19 protein-coding genes are annotated in these 19,726 nt (G+C 40.0%); 12 read left to right on the forward strand and 7 right to left on the reverse strand.

Features of this window, described 5'->3' with window-relative positions; genetic code table 11:
• The first annotated feature begins 98 nt into the window (after positions 1-98).
• The 4 genes from CGC64_RS05325 to CGC64_RS05340 are packed head-to-tail and all read left to right on the forward strand — an operon-like array spanning position 99 to position 4,854.
• Complete coding sequence (locus CGC64_RS05325) at positions 99-1,355, forward strand: DUF2264 domain-containing protein (protein ID WP_005678963.1); 1,257 nt, start codon at positions 99-101, stop codon at positions 1,353-1,355.
• Between the two features lie 27 nt (positions 1,356-1,382).
• Complete coding sequence (locus CGC64_RS05330; protein WP_005678964.1) at positions 1,383-2,405, forward strand: glycoside hydrolase family 43 protein; 1,023 nt, start codon at positions 1,383-1,385, stop codon at positions 2,403-2,405.
• 15 nt (positions 2,406-2,420) lie between these two features.
• Positions 2,421-3,716 carry an alpha-l-rhamnosidase gene (locus tag CGC64_RS05335; protein WP_022042780.1) on the forward strand — a complete coding sequence of 432 codons (1,296 nt, stop codon included), beginning with the start codon at positions 2,421-2,423 and terminating at the stop codon, positions 3,714-3,716.
• 4 nt (positions 3,717-3,720) lie between these two features.
• The gene (locus CGC64_RS05340; RefSeq protein ID WP_005678966.1) at positions 3,721-4,854 is read left to right on the forward strand and encodes a glycoside hydrolase family 88/105 protein; all 1,134 of its coding nucleotides are present in this window, start codon (positions 3,721-3,723) and stop codon (positions 4,852-4,854) included.
• Between the two features lie 11 nt (positions 4,855-4,865).
• Here the strand turns inward: CGC64_RS05340 and CGC64_RS05345 are convergent, their stop codons facing one another.
• Positions 4,866-5,876 (reverse strand): GNAT family N-acetyltransferase, encoded by a 1,011-nt coding sequence (locus CGC64_RS05345; protein ID WP_005678967.1) that lies wholly within the window; start codon positions 5,874-5,876, stop codon positions 4,866-4,868.
• Between the two features lie 151 nt (positions 5,877-6,027).
• On the opposite strand from CGC64_RS05345, the gene CGC64_RS05350 reads away from it, so the two are divergent.
• Complete coding sequence (locus CGC64_RS05350; RefSeq protein ID WP_005678968.1) at positions 6,028-6,870, forward strand: TonB family protein; 843 nt, start codon at positions 6,028-6,030, stop codon at positions 6,868-6,870.
• 94 nt (positions 6,871-6,964) lie between these two features.
• Here CGC64_RS05350 and CGC64_RS05355 read toward each other — a convergent pair whose 3' ends face one another.
• The 4 genes from CGC64_RS05355 to CGC64_RS05370 form a co-directional block, all read right to left on the reverse strand.
• On the reverse strand, positions 6,965-9,148 hold the full coding sequence (locus CGC64_RS05355; RefSeq protein ID WP_005678969.1) for a GNAT family N-acetyltransferase: 2,184 nt from the start codon (positions 9,146-9,148) through the stop codon (positions 6,965-6,967).
• Between the two features lie 11 nt (positions 9,149-9,159).
• Positions 9,160-10,047 (reverse strand): DUF2156 domain-containing protein, encoded by an 888-nt coding sequence (locus tag CGC64_RS05360; protein WP_005678970.1) that lies wholly within the window; start codon positions 10,045-10,047, stop codon positions 9,160-9,162.
• Positions 10,048-10,108: 61 nt separating this feature from the next.
• The gene (locus CGC64_RS05365) at positions 10,109-10,804 is read right to left on the reverse strand and encodes an LrgB family protein (protein WP_005678972.1); all 696 of its coding nucleotides are present in this window, start codon (positions 10,802-10,804) and stop codon (positions 10,109-10,111) included.
• Positions 10,801-11,244: a CidA/LrgA family protein gene (locus CGC64_RS05370; protein WP_005678974.1), complete on the reverse strand. Its 444-nt coding sequence runs from the start codon at positions 11,242-11,244 to the stop codon at positions 10,801-10,803. The genes CGC64_RS05365 and CGC64_RS05370 overlap by 4 nt, the downstream gene beginning before the upstream one ends.
• Before the next feature lie 194 nt (positions 11,245-11,438).
• On the opposite strand from CGC64_RS05370, the gene pta reads away from it, so the two are divergent.
• From pta to CGC64_RS05400, 6 genes are all read left to right on the forward strand, one after another.
• Complete coding sequence (pta, locus tag CGC64_RS05375; RefSeq protein WP_005678975.1) at positions 11,439-12,458, forward strand: phosphate acetyltransferase; 1,020 nt, start codon at positions 11,439-11,441, stop codon at positions 12,456-12,458.
• Positions 12,459-12,485: 27 nt separating this feature from the next.
• Complete coding sequence (locus CGC64_RS05380; protein WP_005678976.1) at positions 12,486-13,685, forward strand: acetate kinase; 1,200 nt, start codon at positions 12,486-12,488, stop codon at positions 13,683-13,685.
• A 141-nt stretch (positions 13,686-13,826) separates the two neighbouring features.
• Positions 13,827-14,816, forward strand: a complete 990-nt coding sequence (locus CGC64_RS05385; protein ID WP_005678977.1) for a glycosyltransferase — start codon at positions 13,827-13,829, stop codon at positions 14,814-14,816.
• Between the two features lie 314 nt (positions 14,817-15,130).
• Positions 15,131-15,826, forward strand: coding sequence for a RadC family protein (gene radC / locus CGC64_RS05390; RefSeq protein WP_005678978.1), 696 nt, complete (start codon positions 15,131-15,133; stop codon positions 15,824-15,826).
• Between the two features lie 115 nt (positions 15,827-15,941).
• On the forward strand, positions 15,942-16,253 hold the full coding sequence (locus CGC64_RS05395; RefSeq protein WP_005678979.1) for a metal-sulfur cluster assembly factor: 312 nt from the start codon (positions 15,942-15,944) through the stop codon (positions 16,251-16,253).
• A complete protein-coding gene (locus tag CGC64_RS05400; protein WP_005678980.1) occupies positions 16,250-17,014 on the forward strand; it encodes a UDP-2,3-diacylglucosamine diphosphatase in 765 nt (254 codons plus the stop codon). The genes CGC64_RS05395 and CGC64_RS05400 overlap by 4 nt, the downstream gene beginning before the upstream one ends.
• A gap of 78 nt (positions 17,015-17,092) precedes the next feature.
• Here the strand turns inward: CGC64_RS05400 and CGC64_RS05405 are convergent, their stop codons facing one another.
• Together CGC64_RS05405 and efp are read right to left on the reverse strand one after the other, a co-directional pair.
• On the reverse strand, positions 17,093-18,493 hold the full coding sequence (locus CGC64_RS05405) for an alkaline phosphatase (protein WP_005678982.1): 1,401 nt from the start codon (positions 18,491-18,493) through the stop codon (positions 17,093-17,095).
• Between the two features lie 102 nt (positions 18,494-18,595).
• Positions 18,596-19,162: an elongation factor P gene (gene efp / locus CGC64_RS05410; protein ID WP_005678984.1), complete on the reverse strand. Its 567-nt coding sequence runs from the start codon at positions 19,160-19,162 to the stop codon at positions 18,596-18,598.
• A 193-nt stretch (positions 19,163-19,355) separates the two neighbouring features.
• Between efp and rpmH the strand changes: the two genes are divergently transcribed.
• Complete coding sequence (gene rpmH, locus CGC64_RS05415; protein WP_005678985.1) at positions 19,356-19,517, forward strand: 50S ribosomal protein L34; 162 nt, start codon at positions 19,356-19,358, stop codon at positions 19,515-19,517.
• Positions 19,518-19,726 lie beyond the last annotated feature (209 nt).

The following is a 19,726-nucleotide window of genomic DNA, read 5'->3' on the forward strand; positions in this document are numbered from 1 at the left end:
TGAAAAATGGTTGTTTTGTATCCCTTTTTTGATATAAAATTGAACCTTACTCTTATGAGTATAAAGTATCTTTGCGTACGAAAATCCTAAATAATATCATGAGATTGAATAAACATTGTACATTACTATTGCTGATCGCAATCTTGCTGATTCCGTCACAGGACTTATTGGCAAAAAAGAAGAAACAAGTAAAGGAACCGACTGACCGTGAATTATGGGCGGGGGTGTTGTACCGAATGGCTGCTCCGGTACTTAGTAATCTGAGTGAAGGGAAGCTGCAACAGAATATGCTGGTAGAAGTCAGTCCTACATGGGATGGGCGAAACAAGAAAGTAACCTATATGGAGTGCTTTGGTCGATTAATGGCTGGGTTAGCTCCTTGGATTTCTTTGCCGGACGATGATACGGCAGAAAGCATTCAACGAAAACAATTGCGTGAATGGGCTTTGAAAAGTTACGTACAGGCTGTTGACCCCGAAAGTCCCGATTATCTTTTGTGGAGAAAAGAAGGGCAAACGTTGGTTGACGCAGCCTATATTGCAGAGAGTTTTATAAGAGGCTATGATGCTTTATGGATTCCTTTAGATAGTGTTACGAAACAACGTTATATAGCTGAGTTTACACAACTTCGCCGAGTAGATCCGCCTTACACAAATTGGTTGTTGTTTTCTGCTACGGTCGAAGCATTCTTGCGTAAAGCAGGCGCTCCAAGTGATACTTACCGCATAGTTTCCGCTTTGCGTAAAGTAGAAGAGTGGTACGTAGGCGATGGTTGGTACTCCGATGGTCCGGGTTTTGCTTTTGACTATTATAATAGTTTTGTTTTGCATCCGATGTATATAGAACCTTTGGAAATCATGACAAATGCTGGTAAAAGTAAGATTTGGAACGCACCGGATTGTGACTATAACCGTGCAAAGAAACGGATGCAGCGTTTCGGAATGATTTTGGAACGGTTTATCTCTCCGGAAGGGGCGCTTCCGGTTTTCGGTCGCTCTATCACTTATCGTACAGGAACTTTGCAGCCTTTAGCTTTATTGGCATGGAGAGGATGGCTGCCCAAGGAATTACCGGATGGACAAGTTCGTGCAGCTATGACGGCAGTTATTAAAAGAATGTTTGGTGATGACCGTAACTTCAATGAAAAGGGATTTTTAACTTTAGGATTCAATGGCAAGCAGCCGAATATTTCCGACTGGTATACGAACAATGGCAGTCTATATATGGCATCACTTGCTTTCCTGCCGCTCGGACTTCCCGCCGACCATACATTCTGGACATCTCCTGCTGAAGATTGGACCAGTAAAAAGGCTTGGGAAGGAAAGGACTTTCCGAAAGATCATGCTTTTCATTAAAATAAACTAACTAACAGAGATTGATATATGGCTAAACTATTATTACTATTTGTAATTTGCGTAGGCTTATTACCTGTGGCGGTACAGGCTCAGGAGAATACGGAGTTTATTCCCGGCGAAGTATGGAAAGATACGGATGGAAATCCGATCAATGCTCATGGTGGCGGGCTTCTTTATCACAATGGCACTTACTATTGGTATGGTGAATATAAGAAAGGAAAAACCGTTCTGCCCGAATGGGCTACGTGGGAATGTTATCGTACGGATGTGACTGGAGTAGGTTGCTACTCTTCCAAGGACTTACTGAACTGGAAATTTGAAGGTATTGTGCTTCCGGCTGTTAAAAATGACCCGGATCACGATCTGCATCCGTCCAAAGTCTTGGAACGCCCAAAAGTGGTTTATAATAAAAAGACAGGTAAATTTGTGATGTGGGCACATGTGGAAAGTGCCGATTACAGCAAGGCTTGTGCCGGAGTTGCTGTTTCCGATTCTCCTGTCGGGCCATTTATTTATCAGGGAAGTTTCCGCCCTAACAATGCGATGAGTCGCGACCAGACCGTTTTTGTGGATGATGATGGCCGTGCTTATCAATTCTACTCTTCGGAGAACAATGCTACAATGTATATCAGCTTGCTGACTGACGACTATCTGAAACCGAGCGGACGTTTTACACGTAATTTTGTGAAAGAATCCCGTGAAGCTCCTGCTGTCTTTAAATATGATGGTAAATACTATATGTTGAGTTCCGGTTGTACAGGCTGGGATCCGAATGTAGCGGAGATTGCGGTTGCGGATTCTATCATGGGTACGTGGAAAACAATCGGTAATCCTTGCACGGGGCCGGATGCGGACAAGACATTCTATGCACAAAGCACATACGTTCAGCCTGTTATTGGCAAGAAGGATGCATACATCGCTATGTTTGACCGTTGGAAAAAGAAAGATTTGGAGGATTCTCGCTATGTCTGGTTGCCTGTATTGATAAAAGACGGGAAAATTACAATTCCCTGGCATGAGAAATGGGACTTTTCTATTTTTGATAAATAAAAAAGAAGAATGAACATGAGGCGAATATTGCTACTACTTTGCGGAATCATGTTTATTCCTGTACTATGTTACCCTCAACATTTGGTTGAAGTGGGGAAGGGATATAGTTGTACTTCGGTCAATACTACGGTATTCCGTAACAACTCCCTGATAACTCACGGTGATGAGCAGTATATCAGCTATTATGATGCTGAAGGTTATCTTGTATTGGGAAAACGTAAACTGAATTCGGAACTGTGGACATTGCACCGTACACAATATCGTGGAAATGTGAAAGATGCTCATAATATCATCAGTATGATAATAGATGGAGAAGGGTATTTGCATATTTCGTTTGATCATCACGGGCACAAACTGAATTACTGCCGGAGCATTGCTCCCACTTCTTTGGAATTGGGAGAGAAAATGCCAATGACCGGAGTAGATGAAGGCAATGTTACTTATCCGGAATTTTACTCTTTGTCCGATGGAGATTTATTGTTTGTTTACCGTTCCGGTTCTTCCGGACGTGGTAATTTGGTAATGAACCATTATTCATTGAAAGAACATAAGTGGAGCCGTGTTCAAGATGTCTTAATAGACGGAGAAAATAAGCGGAATGCTTATTGGCAGCTATATGTTGACGAGCAAGGAACGATTCACCTTTCCTGGGTATGGCGTGAAACTTGGCAAGTGGAGACAAACCACGATATCTGTTATGCCCGTTCATTTGATAATGGTGTGACATGGTACAAATCAAGCGGAGAACAATACGAACTTCCGATTAAGTTGTCGAATGCGGAATACGCTTGTCGGTTACCCCAAAATAGTGAGTTAATCAATCAGACCAGTATGAGTGCCGATGCTGGAGGAAATCCTTATATAGCTACTTATTGGAGGGACCCTGACAGTAATATACCTCAATATCGCATTGTCTGGAATGATGGGAAGGTATGGCATCATCGTCAGGTAACCGATCGTAAAACACCTTTCACGTTGAAAGGCGGCGGTACGAAAATGATTCCTATTGCTCGTCCGCGTATTGTTGTAGGGGGAGGGGAAGTTTTCTACATCTTTCGTGACGAAGAACGGGGAAGTTGTGTTTCAATAGCTCACGCTACTGATCTTGCTATCAGTCAATGGACGATAACGGATCTAACAGATTTCTCGGTGGATGCCTGGGAACCTTCACATGATACGGAGCTTTGGAAGAAACAACGGAAACTACATCTCTTTGTACAACACACTCGTCAGGGGGACGGCGAACGTATGGCCGAGATTGAACCTCAAATGGTATATGTGTTGGAAATGGATATGAATACAAAAAAATAAAAATATGAAGAATTTATATGTAACTCTTTTTTTGGCTTTCCTTTTGGGAAGTACAATATGTACAGGTTGTGCGGAAAAGAAAACCGGTTCTTCGGGAGAAGTGATAGAGATGATTCATAAAGTGAATGGCTATTGGCAGATGAATCATCCGGAACATGGTCGGTCCTTCTGGGATAATGCCGCCTATCATACCGGGAATATGGAAGTTTATTTCTTGACAAAGAAACCGGAATATCTGGAATATTCGAAAGAGTGGGCTGAGCATAATCAATGGAAAGGAGCTAAGTCGGACGATAAAACCTGCTGGAAATACAGCTATGGAGAAAGTGACGACTATGTACTTTTCGGAGATTATCAGATTTGTTTTCAAACCTATGCCGATTTATATAATTTGGAGCCGGATACACAAAAAATAGCCCGTGCCCGCGAAGTAATGGAGTATCAGATGAGTACACCTAACCGTGATTATTGGTGGTGGGCCGATGGACTGTATATGGTAATGCCGGTGATGACAAAGATGTATAATATCACCAAGAATCCACTTTACCTGGAGAAATTACATGAATATCTCGTTTATGCTGATAGTATTATGTACGACGAAGAAGCCGGACTTTATTATCGGGATGGAAAATACGTATATCCGAAGCATAAAAGTGTGAACGGTAAAAAAGATTTTTGGGCACGCGGTGACGGTTGGGTATTAGCCGGACTGGCAAAGGTGCTGAAAGACTTGCCTAAAACGGATAAATATCGCCAGGAATATATAGACCGTTTCCGTACATTGGCTAAATCTGTTGCTGCTTGTCAGCAACCGGAAGGTTATTGGACACGCAGTATGCTTGATCCGCAACATGCACCGGGACCGGAAACCAGCGGAACAGCTTTCTTTGCTTATGGTCTGCAATGGGGAATTAATAACGGTTTCCTGAATGCCGGCGAATATCAGCCGATAGTTGAAAAAGCATGGCAATATTTGATAACAGTTGCCCTTCAACCTGATGGGAAAATCGGTTATGTACAGCCTATCGGCGAAAAGGCTATACCGGGACAAGTAGTAGATGCTAATTCTACTTCCAATTTTGGAGTGGGAGCATTTCTGTTGGCAGCTTGTGAACGGGTACGTTATCTGAATAAATAAAATAGTCACTTTTAATTCAGCATAAGGCTCATATAGGGATTTAACGGTTGGAGGATTCTGTTAGTTAATTCAGTGATATTCATTTGTATGTGTGCACCGGGCAAACGTTCGGTGCTATACATACATTTTCCTTTGCATAAGTAGTAATAACCATTATTTACAGATAACTGCTTGTCTGATACCTCTATCTGCATTTCATCTTCCGGGAAAGTGGCAGCGTATAATTGTAGAACTTCTTTTGCATTGATGATGCGTGCCATTCCTAATGCTTGTTGAGGCTGCTTTTTGTCAGGAGGTAATAATTGAATCATACGATTACATCCGGTATGTTGTTTGAGATGAAACAATAAACTATGTTCAGCGTCTTTAGTTTCTACGAGAAGTTCGTTGATAATGACGCTTTCGTCTCTTTTATACACAATCGCTATTCCGTTTATTTCGTTATTTAATTTGGCTACGAGCAAAATACCATTACTGATAGCGAGATCAGCCATAATTACCTCAAAATCTTCTGTTGTATGCTGGATGCAACAAGGGCGTTCCGCAAGTTTCTTATTCAAATAGGAATATACTTCTTCCTTATATTCGGACACGATATCAACCTTTATTTCTTTGGAAGGAATAAACTCCGGAAGAATGATTTCTTTCGTAGAATATTGAAACACCGGAGCATATCCTATGCATGCATAATAATCGAATAGCCACGGATTTGCCGGTATCAGTGTACTGAAGAAGATCCCGTTCGGTAGCATTCGGGCAAAAGCTTGTGATAAAAGCTGACGCATTACTCCTCTGTTCCGAAAGTCCGGATGAGTGCAGGCGCCGGATATATAAGAAGTAGCTACCTGTTTCCCGCAAAAACTCATGGGGTAAGGAAGCATTTGAAGGGCGGAAATCACTTCGTTCCCGCTTTCAATAACAACATTTATTTCACTCTTATACCGTAGTCTGAAGTACATATCGATGAACTGATCACTATCGTCGAAACACAACTTCCATAATGCTTTTACTTTTTCTTTCATTGTATGCTTAGGTTTTTTTTCGTTATTTCTGCAAAGGTACCTTAAAAATGTATGAGGAGAGTAGAAATGTTCAATAATGTTTGTGATTTCATTCTTTTTTAGGTATTATTGCATAATTGATTTGCTGTTCTAACTCTTAAATTAATATATTATGAAAACAAAACTACTTAGTCTGATTATCTCTTTATTTGCTTGTTCACTATTAGTTGCACAGGAGCAACCGATACAGAAGGTGGATGTAAATGGCGTTTACCTGATTCCTGATAAAATGCCGGAGTATCCGGGTGGCGTTCCGGCCATGATGAAGTTCTTGTCTTCGAACGTCAAATATCCGGTGGAAGCACAGAAAAATGCTATCTCAGGGCGTGTTATTGTTCAGTTTGTAGTTATGGAAGATGGAACACTAAGTCAGGCAAAGGTAATAAGAGGTGTTGACCCTTTATTGGATGAAGAGGCTTTACGTGTGGTAAAAGAAATGCCTAAATGGACTCCGGGAATAGTAGACGGCAAGACAGTCAAGGTGAAATTCACGGTTCCCATTATGTTCAGTCTACAAAAAAATAGTTCAAAAAATGTCCCGTTCAAACTTGTGATACCCAATGGACAGGAGATAAAGAATAAGAGAATGCAAGGGGTATGGCAGACATGTATGGTAGAATCGGTCGAAAAGGGTTACAGATTGTCACTAGGCCCATTGTTGAAATTTATCTCGGTCGATAATACATTCATGAATATCATTATTGATACTAATAAAATGGGTTCGGTAATTCTGGTTCAGGGCGAATATGAATTAAAGTCGGATAGTATCTATGTGGAGAACATTACAAAATCTGTTTACTCAGTTTTCCCCGCAGGTGTTGAAAACGAAATCAGTGTTGAACGCTTGCATGATAACTTAATTAAGTTGACATTTAAAATCCCGGGAAGAGAAGAACCGGGAGTAGAATATTGGTATCGGGTTCCGTCACCGGATATAAAGATTATGGCTGATTAATAGGGCTGTTCTGTATATACCGCCTTTAGATATTCCTAAAAGAGCAAGTTTTACTTTTCAATTGAACTTGCTCTTTATTTTTTTCTTATATAAATTATTTGATGCGAGACACTGAAATTATTCTTTGAAAAATAGAACGTTTAATCAATAATAATATACCAACAAGTAAGGCTACGACTGATAATATCGGACTTTTGGATGTGTCGGTTATTATATCTATGACAGAAATGACGGTTAGTATAATACCGGCAGCAGATAATATGGAGGCTTCGGTACGATCTACAATAGCGCTTCTAATTTGATGAATAGTTAATAACTGTGCTTTATTACATTCAATCTTTTCTTGCTCCTTTCTGATTTTAAAGGCTCTACGTATGTCGTCAACGGACTTTTTCGAGGAAGGGTAATTCATTTGTATATCCCAAAATTCAATAGTGCGTACGTGGTTACTGATAATAAGATTGATATTCTTTAATACTTGGTTAGGACTGTATTGATCAAGTTGAGTAAGGAAGTTGACAATTCTGTCATCAGCTATATAGATGGCAGCTTCTTCAAAAAGAATTAGTTCTATGTAAAAAAGAGTGATAGATTCTTTTATAATTCGTTCGGTAACACTTCCTTGCAGAGTGTCGGAAATTTGCATTACTATGTTAGTATGGGCAAAAACGCATGCATAGTTATATTGAGCAATTCCGGTCGGTGATACTAATTTCTGAACAATTTCTTTATCTGCCACTTTTCCGATAGACTCATTGTCTTCATAGAGTGTTTCACAAAATAACATGGAAGCTAATAAGTCATTACCAATTTCTTCCCTTTTTTGAGGAATGGTAATAAAACTTTTAGCTGTACCTTTTTTTTCAAGATCAAATTCATTTTTAATATATTGGTAAAAATTCTCAGATTGAGAAGTAGCCTTTATGATATTGATTTGATTTCTAGAAACAGAATCCAATAACTGGGTGATTGGCAATCCGCATGATAAAGAAATAAGGTGTAAAACACCGCATTGGGTCATTTCATCAACGGAAATAATTAATCCGATTTCTACAGGTGTACCAATATTTATTTTGTTGGCTAGTCCGTTAAATGAAATCTGATCCTCGGATTGGATCTGTACTGTAACTTTTCCTAAATAGAAACGGTGAATTCTATATTTGAAGCATCTGCTGTCAAGGTCTTTGACAGGTATGCCGGCTTCGTATGTTGTTCGAAAGTCTAATGATGTTAATACCCGGTTAATTGTAAATTCATCATGCTGATTGTGAGTCTGAATAAGTTTGTCTATATTGTTATAAAGAATAGGAACAGATATATATACATCTGGGACGATTGACCATTCACATTGTTTACAGTAAAGTGAATGATGTATCTCGTTATTGTATATAATGTTTCTCTCATCATGCCCGGAATAAACATATACTAAGCATGAAGTATTGTCAATCGTTAATTCTATTTCCTGAAAATTGAGAATATTGATAAAACGCTGATAACGCAGTAATTCAATATAACTAATTTTTATTAGTCGAGCGGGACAAGACTGATAAAGAGACTGGCGAAAGAAAGGACAACCTGTTTCTATCACTTCCATATATGGCAAAGTGATTGGCTGGGATTTGACTTTCTTGTTGAAAAATGATTCTGCAGAGCAAGTATTTGGTATTGCTAGATAAATATTATTATCTTCTGGTATACAGTAGTCTTTTTGTTGACTAAGTAAACGGATAAAAGTACAGCTTCCTGACTTTTCCAGAATTTCGAACCCTAATTGTTCATATATTTTAAGAGAACGTTGATTGGAAACATCTGCGAATAAATTGTATTGAGGATATGTATCTAACATTTTTCTAACTAATGTTGTGGCTATACCCTGTCTTCGATGAGAAGGCGTTACTCCGATAGCGAGTAAATAAAAGTATTCACGACTGCCATTTAAGATATTTTCAATGGAATGTAATTCTTCTTTGAGTTTACCTTCTAAATGGTTGTCTGTAGAAGTAAATATATGATTAAATGCTTTAATGTCTAATTTTTTGAGCCGGTTATAATTAAACCATAATGCAAAAGCTATGCATTCTCCTTTTGATTCATAAAAATAAGCATGTCCATGAAGGATACAAATATGGATACTTTCTATAAAAAGTTTCTTGAGAAGTTCTTTTCTTTGTTCCCTGTCACTATGTAGGCTAGCATAAAAATGATCGTCGGCAAAACATTCGGCAGCTACTTGGGCAACAATGTCTATATCTGCTATTTTTATAGGTTTAATTATCATGTAACTTATTATTATAAAATGATATTATACTTTGTCAATATATGGATCGGGTTATAGGACAATTTAGCCTTTCTCAAACCGACATCTCCGACATCTTCTTCTCTATTGATATAAAGAACTTCAGGTGTGATAGCATTTTGAGCGAACAAAAAATTGATAGTTTCGTATGCTCCGGAATATTGTTTGAGTGCCTTCTCGATATGGACGAATAACGTATCATTGATTATTTCGCCTATACTGAATCCGATAATGCAACCTTCAGCTTTTAATATCCCACCCGTAAAGTTCAACTTAAAATAGTTGTTGAGTACTTGATTGACCATCTCTTCCTCATATGCAAAATAAAGACTTTCTTTTTGATTTATACTATAAAATTCGCGAAAAAACTGTTTTACTGCTTCTATATTGTTTATCGTGATCGGTTCATAGCTGATGTTAGTGTATTCTTTGTAGAATTTATTAACTCGATTCCTCTTTTTGTTAAATCTTCGGCCTGGTAAAATGGACAAGTCTTTCTGGTCATATAAATAGTCACTCCAATCAGGTAGAGGCGTAGACTGACATGAAAATAGCATTTCTATTTGTCTTTTACCTTCTTCAGGAACTGCCGATAAAAATAGCGGTAAATGATGATTGTCACAATATTCCTTTAGCAGTGAGATACCATGTGACAAAGAGGAAGCTCCGATAGGTATAGTAAAAGATAGTTTCTTGTTTTCATTTTCAGCATATCCTTTGATGAATAGTAAATCATCAGCAATACAATATTCATATTGGAAATAATCAATCCACATATATATACCTCCTATTGTAAAGTCACAAGTTCTGTACGTTTGTTGTTTTAGGTATGGGAGAATATCGTGGAAAGATTCTATTGTGATTGGTTGAAAGTCTAACATGATTTGACAATATTGGTTTGTTTCTCAATAACGGATTATTGCTTGAAATTGTTCAATTCAATTACAAAACACCCAATAATCGAAGGATAGTAGGTGTCAGTAATGCTGTGAATATTCCATTCAAGGTTAGGCCCAAGCTGGCATACGCTCCATATTTACTACTGATATCCATTGCAGTGGAGGTTCCGACCGCATGTGCAGCCGTTCCCATTGAGAGACCTTGTGCTATCGGGCTACCTACATGCATGATTTTCATCGTTTTAAAACCGCAAATAGCGCCTAGTAAGCCTACTGCAACCACGACAGCCGCAGTGAGTGACGGAATACCTCCGATAGCTTTGGTTACTTCCATGGCAATCGGCGTAGTGACGGATTTTGGAGCCAGTGAAAGAATAACCTCCTGCGAAGCTCTCATGAGTTTGGCTATCAGCACTACTGAAATAACTCCGACAATACATCCTGCCAGTTGGGACAGAAGAATCGGTAAAAGTTGTTTCTTTATCATTTCCAACTGAAGATATAAGGGCACACCTAAAGCTACAACTGCCGGACGTAACCAAAATTCGATAAGATGTCCGCCTTTGTTGTAAGTCTCATAAGAGATATGTGTCATTTTAAGAAAAATAATAAGCACTGCGATTGTAAGTAATATCGGGTTTAGCAATACCAGTCCTGTTTTCTTCTGGAGTAGTTTGGCGAAGAAGAAAATCCCGAAAGTGACAGCTAACAGGAAAAAGTCATTTTCTAAAAAGCTCATTTGTCTTTATTCATTAAGTTGATTTTATCTTTTAAACGAAGTCTGTCCGATAGATGGAGATCCGGTAAATGAAGTTTACGCGCCAGTTTTATTTGGCGCGCCAGCCTGAACTTACGAACAATCTGGTGTACCCAACCCGTAACGACTAGCACAAGGGCGGTACTGACAATTGTTGCTATCACTATCGGCCAGAATTCGGCAGCAATTACATCAAAATATAGCATAAGCGCCACTCCGGGCGGAACGAAAAAGAAACCTAAGTTAGCTACCAGAAAGTCGGATAAGCCCTGCACCCAGTGTAGTTTAATCCAACCTAATTTCAAAAAAAGGGTGAGCAGCAGCATGCCTATGATGCTGGAGGGAAGTTTGATGCCTGTAAGATAAACTATTAATTCACCCAAAGCCAAACAGCCAAATAAAATGGCGCACTGACGTATCATACTAATTACCTATTGATTTGTTTGAAAACGCTGCAAAGGTAGAAAAAATAGAAGTACAGTGTTAAATATTATAATATTTTAGACTTGGGTTCGAAAAATGGGCGGATTTGTAATGTGTATATTACAAAATTGAGTACTTTTGTACCGTAAATTATAAATTGTAACCAGGTTTTATAACATTATTCAATATTTCTATGCTCAATTTAATCAACCAAATCGTGGCGCGTGCGAAAGCAAACCGCCAGCGTATTGTTCTTCCTGAAGGAACTGAAGAACGCACATTAAAAGCTGCCAATCAGATTTTGACAGATGAAGTTGCTGACCTTATTCTACTGGGTAAACCGGCAGAAATCATCGAACTTGCTGTAAAATGGGGATTGGGCAACATTGGTAAAGCTACTATTATTGATCCTGAGACTTCTCCGAAACACGAAGAATATGCACAATTGCTGTGTGAACTTCGTAAAAAGAAAGGAATGACTATTGAAGAAGCTCGTAAGTTGACGAATGATCCTTTGTTCTATGGTTGTTTAATGATTAAGAGCGGTGATGCTGATGGCCAGTTGGCTGGTGCACGCAACACTACTGGTAATGTATTGCGTCCTGCTTTGCAGATTATCAAGACAGCGCCCGGAATCACTTGTGTATCAGGTGCAATGTTGTTGCTAACTCACGCTCCTGAATATGGAAAGAATGGAATTTTGGTAATGGGCGATGTTGCTGTTACTCCGGTACCGGATGCTAACCAGTTAGCTCAGATTGCTGTGTGCACAGCTCAAACAGCTAAAGCTGTGGCAGGTATCGAAAATCCGAAAGTTGCCCTGTTGAGCTTCTCTACGAAGGGTTCTGCAAAACATGAAGTGGTAGACAAAGTCGTGGAAGCTACGAAGATCGCTAAAGAAATGGCTCCGACTCTCGACTTGGATGGTGAAATGCAGGCAGATGCTGCTCTTGTTCCTGAAGTGGGTGCAAGTAAGGCTCCGGGTTCAGACGTAGCCGGACAGGCAAACGTTCTGATTGTTCCGAGCTTGGAAGTAGGAAATATTTCTTATAAACTGGTACAACGTTTGGGACATGCTGACGCTATCGGCCCGATTCTCCAGGGAATTGCTTGCCCGGTGAACGACCTGTCACGCGGTTGCTCTATCGAAGACGTTTACCGTATGATTGCTATCACTGCTAATCAAGCTATTGCAGCAAAAGCTAACAAATAAATAACGGATATTAAATAATAAAACGATATGAAGATTTTAGTATTGAACTGTGGTAGTTCATCTATTAAATACAAATTGTTCGACATGACCACCAAAGAGGTAATTGCTCAAGGTGGTATTGAAAAAATCGGTCTGAAGGGTTCATTCCTGAAATTGACTTTGCCGAATGGTGAAAAGAAAATCCTGGAAAAAGATATTCCGGAGCATACAGTGGGTGTGGAGTTTATCCTGAATACATTGATTAGCCCTGAATATGGAGCTATCAAGTCATTGGATGAAATCAATGCCGTAGGTCATCGTATGGTACACGGGGGAGAACGTTTCAGCGAATCTGTATTGCTGAATAAAGAGGTATTGGAAGCATTTACTGCTTGTAACGACTTGGCTCCACTTCACAATCCTGCCAACTTGAAAGGAGTAAACGCAGTTTCCGCTATTCTTCCTAATATTCCGCAGGTAGGCGTATTTGACACAGCTTTCCACCAGACTATGCCGGATTATGCTTACATGTATGCTATCCCTTACGAATTGTACGAGAAATATGGTGTACGTCGTTATGGCTTTCACGGAACTTCTCACCGTTATGTATCAAAACGTGTGTGTGAATTTCTGGGTGTGAATCCGGAAGGAAAGAAAATTATCACTTGCCACATCGGTAATGGCGGCTCTATTGCTGCTATCAAAGACGGTAAATGTATTGATACTACAATGGGACTGACTCCATTGGAAGGTTTGATGATGGGAACTCGTAGTGGTGATATTGACGCCGGTGCAGTGACATTTATCATGGAAAAGGAAGGCTTGAATACAACAGGAGTTTCTAATTTGCTGAATAAGAAGAGCGGTGTATTGGGTATTTCCGGAGTATCAAGCGATATGCGTGAATTATTGGCTGCTTGTGCTGCCGGTAATGAAAAAGCAATTCTGGCTGAGAAGATGTACTATTATCGTATCAAGAAATACATTGGTGCTTATGCTGCTGCATTAGGTGGTGTGGATATCATCTTGTTTACAGGTGGTGTAGGTGAGAACCAGATGGAATGTCGTCGTGAAGTTTGTAAAGACATGGAATTCATGGGTATCGAACTTGATAATGACGTGAATGCTAAGGTTCGCGGTGAGGAAGCAGTCATTTCTACTCCTGCTTCTAAGGTAAAAGTGGTAGTGATTCCGACAGATGAAGAATTGCTGATTGCTTCGGATACAATGGATATTCTGAATAAGTAATAAACATACTTTTGTATATATGATAAGGCGGCTCTATACAAGTGTCGCCTTTTTTAATGAATAGAAATTTATCATTCCTGTATCAGTCTCATTTTTTTTCCTTTACTTTGCATATCAAACAGTTATATCCAGTATTTTACTATGCGTTACTCTGTCATAATCCCCGTTTACAATCGTCCCGATGAAGTGGATGAACTATTACAAAGTCTCACGGCACAGTACTTTAAAGATTTTGAAGTTGTTGTAGTGGAAGACGGTTCTTCCATTCCCTGCAAAGAAGTAACAGACCGCTATATTGACCGGTTGAATATCAAATATTTCTCTAAGCCAAATTCAGGACCGGGGCAAACACGTAACTACGGAGCGGAACGCAGCGAGGGTGAATACCTTATTATACTGGATTCTGATGTGATTCTCCCCGAGAGATATTTCGATGCCATCGAGGCGGAACTTCTCGCTTCTCCTGCCGATGCTTTCGGAGGTCCCGACCGCGCACACGATTCCTTTACGGATATCCAGAAAGCGATTAATTATTCCATGACTTCTTTTTTCACAACGGGAGGTATTCGTGGCGGAAAAAAGAAAATGGATAAATTCTATCCCCGTAGTTTCAATATGGGGGTACGTCGGACGGTGTATGAAACCTTGGGAGGATTCTCAAAGATGCGTTTCGGCGAGGATATTGATTTCAGCATCCGTATTTTTAAAGGTGGTTATACCTGTCGCCTTTTTCCGGATGCCTGGGTATATCACAAGCGCCGGACAGACTTGAAGAAATTCTTCAAACAAGTGCACAACTCCGGTATTGCCCGTATCAATCTTTACAAGAAGTACCCTGATTCGTTGAAACTGGTGCATCTGCTCCCGGCGGTCTTTACATTAGGAGTAGCTGTTTTATTATTGGGGACACCGTTTTGTCTGTTTAGTTTCACGCCTATTCTTCTTTATGCACTGTTGGTCTGCATAGACTCGACGATTCAAAATAAGAGTTTAAGTATCGGAATATATTCCATTGCTGCCGCATTTATTCAGCTTATAGGCTACGGTACAGGTTTCTGGCGTGCATGGTGGCAACGTTGCATCAGAGGAAAAGATGAGTTTGAAGCATTTCAAAAGAACTTTTATAAGTAAACTCGTATGATTCTGAATTGTGTCTTCACGGTTATGAACTAGGATACTTATATGACTATAAATTAATACGGCAAAACCAATAGTTTCATGCATTGGAACCTTTGGTTTCGCCGTAGAGAAACTATAGTTTCACCGGTGGGAAACTTTAGTTTCATCATGGAGAAACTTTAGTTTCAGACGCTTGAAACTAAAGTTCCCAAGGCTTGAAACTTTCAGTTTCCTATAGGGAAATACCACCGGTATTTTATTTTCTTTTCTATATCCCCTGCCATTAAATAAAATAAGTCTACCTTTACACTTTCAAAACATAGAAAATGGAAAACAAACACAAGTTATCTATCAACCAATGGGCACCGGAGGATCGTCCGCGGGAGAAAATGATAGAGAAGGGAGCAGCCGCATTGAGTGACGCCGAACTACTCGCTATATTAATAGGCTCCGGGAATACGGAAGAAAGCGCTGTCGAACTGATGCGACGCCTGCTTTTGTCCTGTGATAATAACCTGAATACTTTGGCGAAGTGGGAAGTGTGCGACTATTCCCGTTTTAAAGGAATGGGACCGGCAAAGAGCATTACGGTTATGGCCGCCCTTGAATTAGGCAAGCGGCGGAAATTGCAAAACATCAGAGAGAGACTTCGGATCACCTGCTCAAAAGATATCTACGAGATTTTTCAACCACTAATGTGCGACCTGGCGCAAGAAGAGTTCTGGGTACTGTTGTTGAATCAGGCAACGAAACTGATTGATAAGATACGTATCAGTTCCGGCGGTATAGACGGTACTTATGCCGATGTGCGTTCCATTCTTCGGGAAGCATTGATGCAAAGGGCTACACAAATAGCTGTGGTGCACAATCACCCTTCCGGAAATATTCAGCCTAGCCAGCCTGACAGGACATTGACGGAACATATCCGTAAAGCGGCGGATACGATGAATATTCGCCTGATAGACCATGTCATAGTCTGTGAGGACGGCTTTTACAGCTTTGCAGATGAAGGGCTGCTCTGAAACGATTGATGAATATTTCCCGCAACAATTTAGTCTCTCGGTATGTTTTTTAGTTAGGTACGCATTCCGTGTCTAATTTTTTATCTCTATCTTTGCAATACATAAATAAGAACGTATGGAAAAGTTTGAAATAGAAGAAAAGATTGTAGCCATGCTAAAAACTGTGTACGATCCGGAAATCCCGGTGAATGTATACGATCTTGGGCTGATCTATAAGATAGATGTCTCTGATAATGGGGAAGTGGTGCTGGATATGACACTGACAGCACCGAACTGTCCAGCCGCTGATTTTATCATGGAAGATATTCGCCAGAAGATAGAATCTGTGGAAGGAGTGAACTCGGCTACCATTAATCTGGTGTTTGAACCGGAATGGGATAAGGATATGATGAGTGAGGAGGCTAAACTGGAACTGGGTTTTTTATGAAGAATGTCTATTTCCTTTCCGATGCACATCTTGGTTCCCGTGCTATTGAACATGGGCGTACACAGGAACGGCGTTTGGTGAATTTTCTTGATAGTATAAAGCACAAGGCAGCTGCCGTTTATCTGCTGGGAGATATGTTCGACTTCTGGTATGAATTCCGGTTGGTCGTACCTAAGGGTTACACCCGTTTCCTGGGGAAAATTTCCGAGCTGACGGATATGGGAGTAGAAGTACATTTCTTTACCGGTAACCATGATATTTGGTGCGGAGATTATCTTACCAAAGAGTGTGGTGTCATTATGCACCGTGAACCATTGACTACTGAGATCTATGGAAAAGAGTTCTATCTTGCTCATGGTGACGGACTTGGTGACCCGGATAAAAAGTTCAAATTACTTCGTTCCATGTTTCACAGCAAAACATTGCAGACCCTATTTTCCGCCCTTCATCCTCGTTGGAGTGTGGAATTGGGATTGACATGGGCAAAACACAGCCGACAGAAACGGGCTGACGGAAAGGAACCGGATTATATGGGAGAAAACCAGGAACATCTGGTACTATATACGAAGGAGTATCTGAAAAGTCATCCTAATATCAACTTCTTTATTTATGGTCATCGTCACATTGAACTGGATCTGATGTTGAGTACCACTTCACGCGTGTTGATTCTTGGGGACTGGATTAATTATTTTTCATATGCAGTATTCGACGGCGAAAACCTTTTCCTTGAAGATTATATAGAAGGAGAGACACAAGCTTAGAAATAAATAATAAGTATTAAGCATTAATTCTATGCAGTTATAGCGCAAACTAATACTTAATACTTATTATTTAATATCTTATTTGTACCCTGCCGCTTTAGCAATTCTTTTGGGAATCTCCGTATTGTCTATTTTTTCACTGAACAAGTGAGAACCTGCCCCGATAGCGAATACAGGAACAAAACCTGCTGAATGGCCGCCGCTTACCCAGCCTACCATGGAGATTTCGTCCATTACTTCTTTGGCACATGCAGCCATTGGTTCACTTTTGGAATACATACTTTCAGCAAATACTACTTTGTTTTTGATGAATGACTTCTCAAATTCGTCGCGTAACTTCTTTTCTTGCTCCCAAGAAATAGGGAATTGTTTCCAAAAGCCCATTTCTTCACCAAGGAATATTTTCATATCTTCCCAAGTCACTTTGTTTCCTTTGGATTTTCTTAGTTCGCTGATACGTTTGGAAAGGCCGTCAGCAGAATGTTTCTGATGTTGAAGTGCTTTCAGGTTCAATGCATATTTGCCTGTACCTAATACGATACCACCGGTTTCGTGATCGGCTGTTACTACGATAAGAGTTTCTTTCGGGTGTTTCTTGTAGAATTCATACGCTACTTTGATAGCATTATCCATGTCTTTTACTTCATTGAATACAGTAGCTGCGTCATTTGCATGGCAAGCCCAGTCGATTTTTCCGCCTTCTACCATTAAGAAAAAGCCTTTATTTTTACCTTTAGTCAGAAAGTCAATAGCACTTTCGGTGATTTGGGCAAGAGTCAGATCATTGTCTTTACGGTCGATAGCATAAGGCAAACAGGAAGGATTTGCTCCTTCTTCCTGTATCAATATCATCTTTTCGGCATTCTGGGATTTTGCTTTGTAATCATTGTAACCGCGTGCTACGGTGTAACCGGCTTCTTCGAAAATAGGGAAGATGCTCGGAGCCTTTTTGTTGTCGAACGTAGTGGTTGGCTTTAGAAAACCACCGCCTGCGTAGAAATCGAAATTAGCTTTTGGCAGGTCTAGAGCGATTTCGTAATACATATTACGATCCGGTTGATGAGCATAAAATGCAGCGGGAGTGGCATGGTCTACACTGACCGAAGTGGTGATACCTACTTTCTTACCGGCTTTCTTAGCCTTCTCGGCTACTGTTTGTATGGCATTTTTCTCTTCATTCACGGAAATTGCATGGTTGTAGGTTTTCTTTCCGGTGGCGAGTGCTGTACCTGCGGCGGCAGAATCGGTAACGGAATTTGTAGCGGAAAAAGTAGTGGCCATAGTAGCTACCGGAAATTGTGTAAACAGTAGTGGCTCAACACCGATACGCCCGTTTTGCAATTCGGCTTGGAACATCTCTGTGCCATTGACTTGGTTGACTCCCATTCCATCTCCGATGAAATAGAATACGTACTTTGCCTGACCGTTTGCAACAACGGAGATGAGGACAAAGAATAACGTGTAGATTAACTTTTTCATTCTTTTATATTTTTGTATAGAGTTAGTGTGGCACAAAGTTAATAAAAAACGGTGGAGATGCCGTAGCAAATCCACCGTTTCTTTATGTCATTTATATAACAATTATGCTTTCACACGTCCTACGTAGGAACCGTCGCGTGTATCAATTTCAATTGTTTCGCCTTCGTTGATGAATAACGGAACGCGTACTGTTGCACCAGATTCTACCGTTGCCGGTTTCAGTGTGTTGGTAGCTGTATCACCTTTCAGGCCCGGTTCTGTATATGTGATTTTCATCTGAACTTTGATAGGCATGTCTGCATAGAGTACAGTTTCTGTAGAAGCATCGGAGACAACGTCCAAAGTCATGCCTTCGAGCAAGAAGTCAACGCCGTTAATCAAATCGTGAGCGATAGGATGTTGGTCGAAAGTTTCCTGATTCATGAAGATATAATCATCTCCTTCTTTATACAAAAACTGATATGGACGACGTTCTACACGTACATCTTCCAACTTTTCGCCGATGTTGAAACGACGTTCAAGAACGTATCCGCTAACTACATCTTTGAGTTTTGTACGCATGAAAGTATTACCTTTACCAGGTTTTACATGTAGGAATTCGATACAGAAATAGAGCTTTCCGTCCATACGGATACAAGTTCCGTTTTTGATGTCTTGAGCATTAATCATACTGCTATTCTTCTTATTATATTATTGTTATTTAATTGTTTTCGTAGGAATTCGGATGCAAAAGTAATCTAAATCGGTAAAAAACACAAAAACTTTTGAGCAAAAATGAGTTATCTCTTGGTTAATTTAAAAAAAGTGCCTATTTTTGCAGCCCGATTACGTAGAATAATAACATAAAAAACAAGATACAGTAATGAAAAGAACATTTCAACCCTCTAACAGAAAGAGAAAAAACAAACACGGTTTCCGTGAGAGAATGGCATCGGCTAATGGTCGTAGAGTATTAGCTGCTCGCCGTGCAAAAGGCAGAAAGAAACTGACTGTTTCTGATGAGTACAATGGACAGAAGTGGTAATCACTAGTCATCAGAAGAAACAAAAAGGCGAAGAGTTATTCTTCGCCTTTTTGTTTCTTCTGATTTTTAATTTGCTAATAGAATGTTAAAACATTCAGCTGTTTATTCTTGTTTGTTGCTTTTTTGCTTTTCTTTGTGATATGAATCAGTATTTGTAGACAAGCTGTGTATAATATGGGAATATATTCGGGAAATGAACCCCCCGGATG

The organism is Bacteroides caccae, from assembly GCF_002222615.2.
In the GTDB taxonomy this organism is placed as follows: Bacteria; Bacteroidota; Bacteroidia; order Bacteroidales; family Bacteroidaceae; genus Bacteroides; species Bacteroides caccae.

What these genes read in the sequence shown, in the direction of transcription:
- CGC64_RS05325 (WP_005678963.1), top strand. Translation starts at nt 99, where the DNA reads ATGAGATTGAATAAACATTGTACATTACTATTGCTGATCGCAATCTTG.
- CGC64_RS05330 (WP_005678964.1), top strand. Translation starts at nt 1,383, where the DNA reads ATGGCTAAACTATTATTACTATTTGTAATTTGCGTAGGCTTATTACCT.
- CGC64_RS05335 (WP_022042780.1), top strand. Translation starts at nt 2,421, where the DNA reads ATGAGGCGAATATTGCTACTACTTTGCGGAATCATGTTTATTCCTGTA.
- CGC64_RS05340 (WP_005678966.1), top strand. Translation starts at nt 3,721, where the DNA reads ATGAAGAATTTATATGTAACTCTTTTTTTGGCTTTCCTTTTGGGAAGT.
- CGC64_RS05345 (WP_005678967.1), bottom strand. Translation starts at nt 5,876, where the DNA reads ATGAAAGAAAAAGTAAAAGCATTATGGAAGTTGTGTTTCGACGATAGT.
- CGC64_RS05350 (WP_005678968.1), top strand. Translation starts at nt 6,028, where the DNA reads ATGAAAACAAAACTACTTAGTCTGATTATCTCTTTATTTGCTTGTTCA.
- CGC64_RS05355 (WP_005678969.1), bottom strand. Translation starts at nt 9,148, where the DNA reads ATGATAATTAAACCTATAAAAATAGCAGATATAGACATTGTTGCCCAA.
- CGC64_RS05360 (WP_005678970.1), bottom strand. Translation starts at nt 10,047, where the DNA reads ATGTTAGACTTTCAACCAATCACAATAGAATCTTTCCACGATATTCTC.
- CGC64_RS05365 (WP_005678972.1), bottom strand. Translation starts at nt 10,804, where the DNA reads ATGAGCTTTTTAGAAAATGACTTTTTCCTGTTAGCTGTCACTTTCGGG.
- CGC64_RS05370 (WP_005678974.1), bottom strand. Translation starts at nt 11,244, where the DNA reads ATGATACGTCAGTGCGCCATTTTATTTGGCTGTTTGGCTTTGGGTGAA.
- pta (WP_005678975.1), top strand. Translation starts at nt 11,439, where the DNA reads ATGCTCAATTTAATCAACCAAATCGTGGCGCGTGCGAAAGCAAACCGC.
- CGC64_RS05380 (WP_005678976.1), top strand. Translation starts at nt 12,486, where the DNA reads ATGAAGATTTTAGTATTGAACTGTGGTAGTTCATCTATTAAATACAAA.
- CGC64_RS05385 (WP_005678977.1), top strand. Translation starts at nt 13,827, where the DNA reads ATGCGTTACTCTGTCATAATCCCCGTTTACAATCGTCCCGATGAAGTG.
- radC (WP_005678978.1), top strand. Translation starts at nt 15,131, where the DNA reads ATGGAAAACAAACACAAGTTATCTATCAACCAATGGGCACCGGAGGAT.
- CGC64_RS05395 (WP_005678979.1), top strand. Translation starts at nt 15,942, where the DNA reads ATGGAAAAGTTTGAAATAGAAGAAAAGATTGTAGCCATGCTAAAAACT.
- CGC64_RS05400 (WP_005678980.1), top strand. Translation starts at nt 16,250, where the DNA reads ATGAAGAATGTCTATTTCCTTTCCGATGCACATCTTGGTTCCCGTGCT.
- CGC64_RS05405 (WP_005678982.1), bottom strand. Translation starts at nt 18,493, where the DNA reads ATGAAAAAGTTAATCTACACGTTATTCTTTGTCCTCATCTCCGTTGTT.
- efp (WP_005678984.1), bottom strand. Translation starts at nt 19,162, where the DNA reads ATGATTAATGCTCAAGACATCAAAAACGGAACTTGTATCCGTATGGAC.
- rpmH (WP_005678985.1), top strand. Translation starts at nt 19,356, where the DNA reads ATGAAAAGAACATTTCAACCCTCTAACAGAAAGAGAAAAAACAAACAC.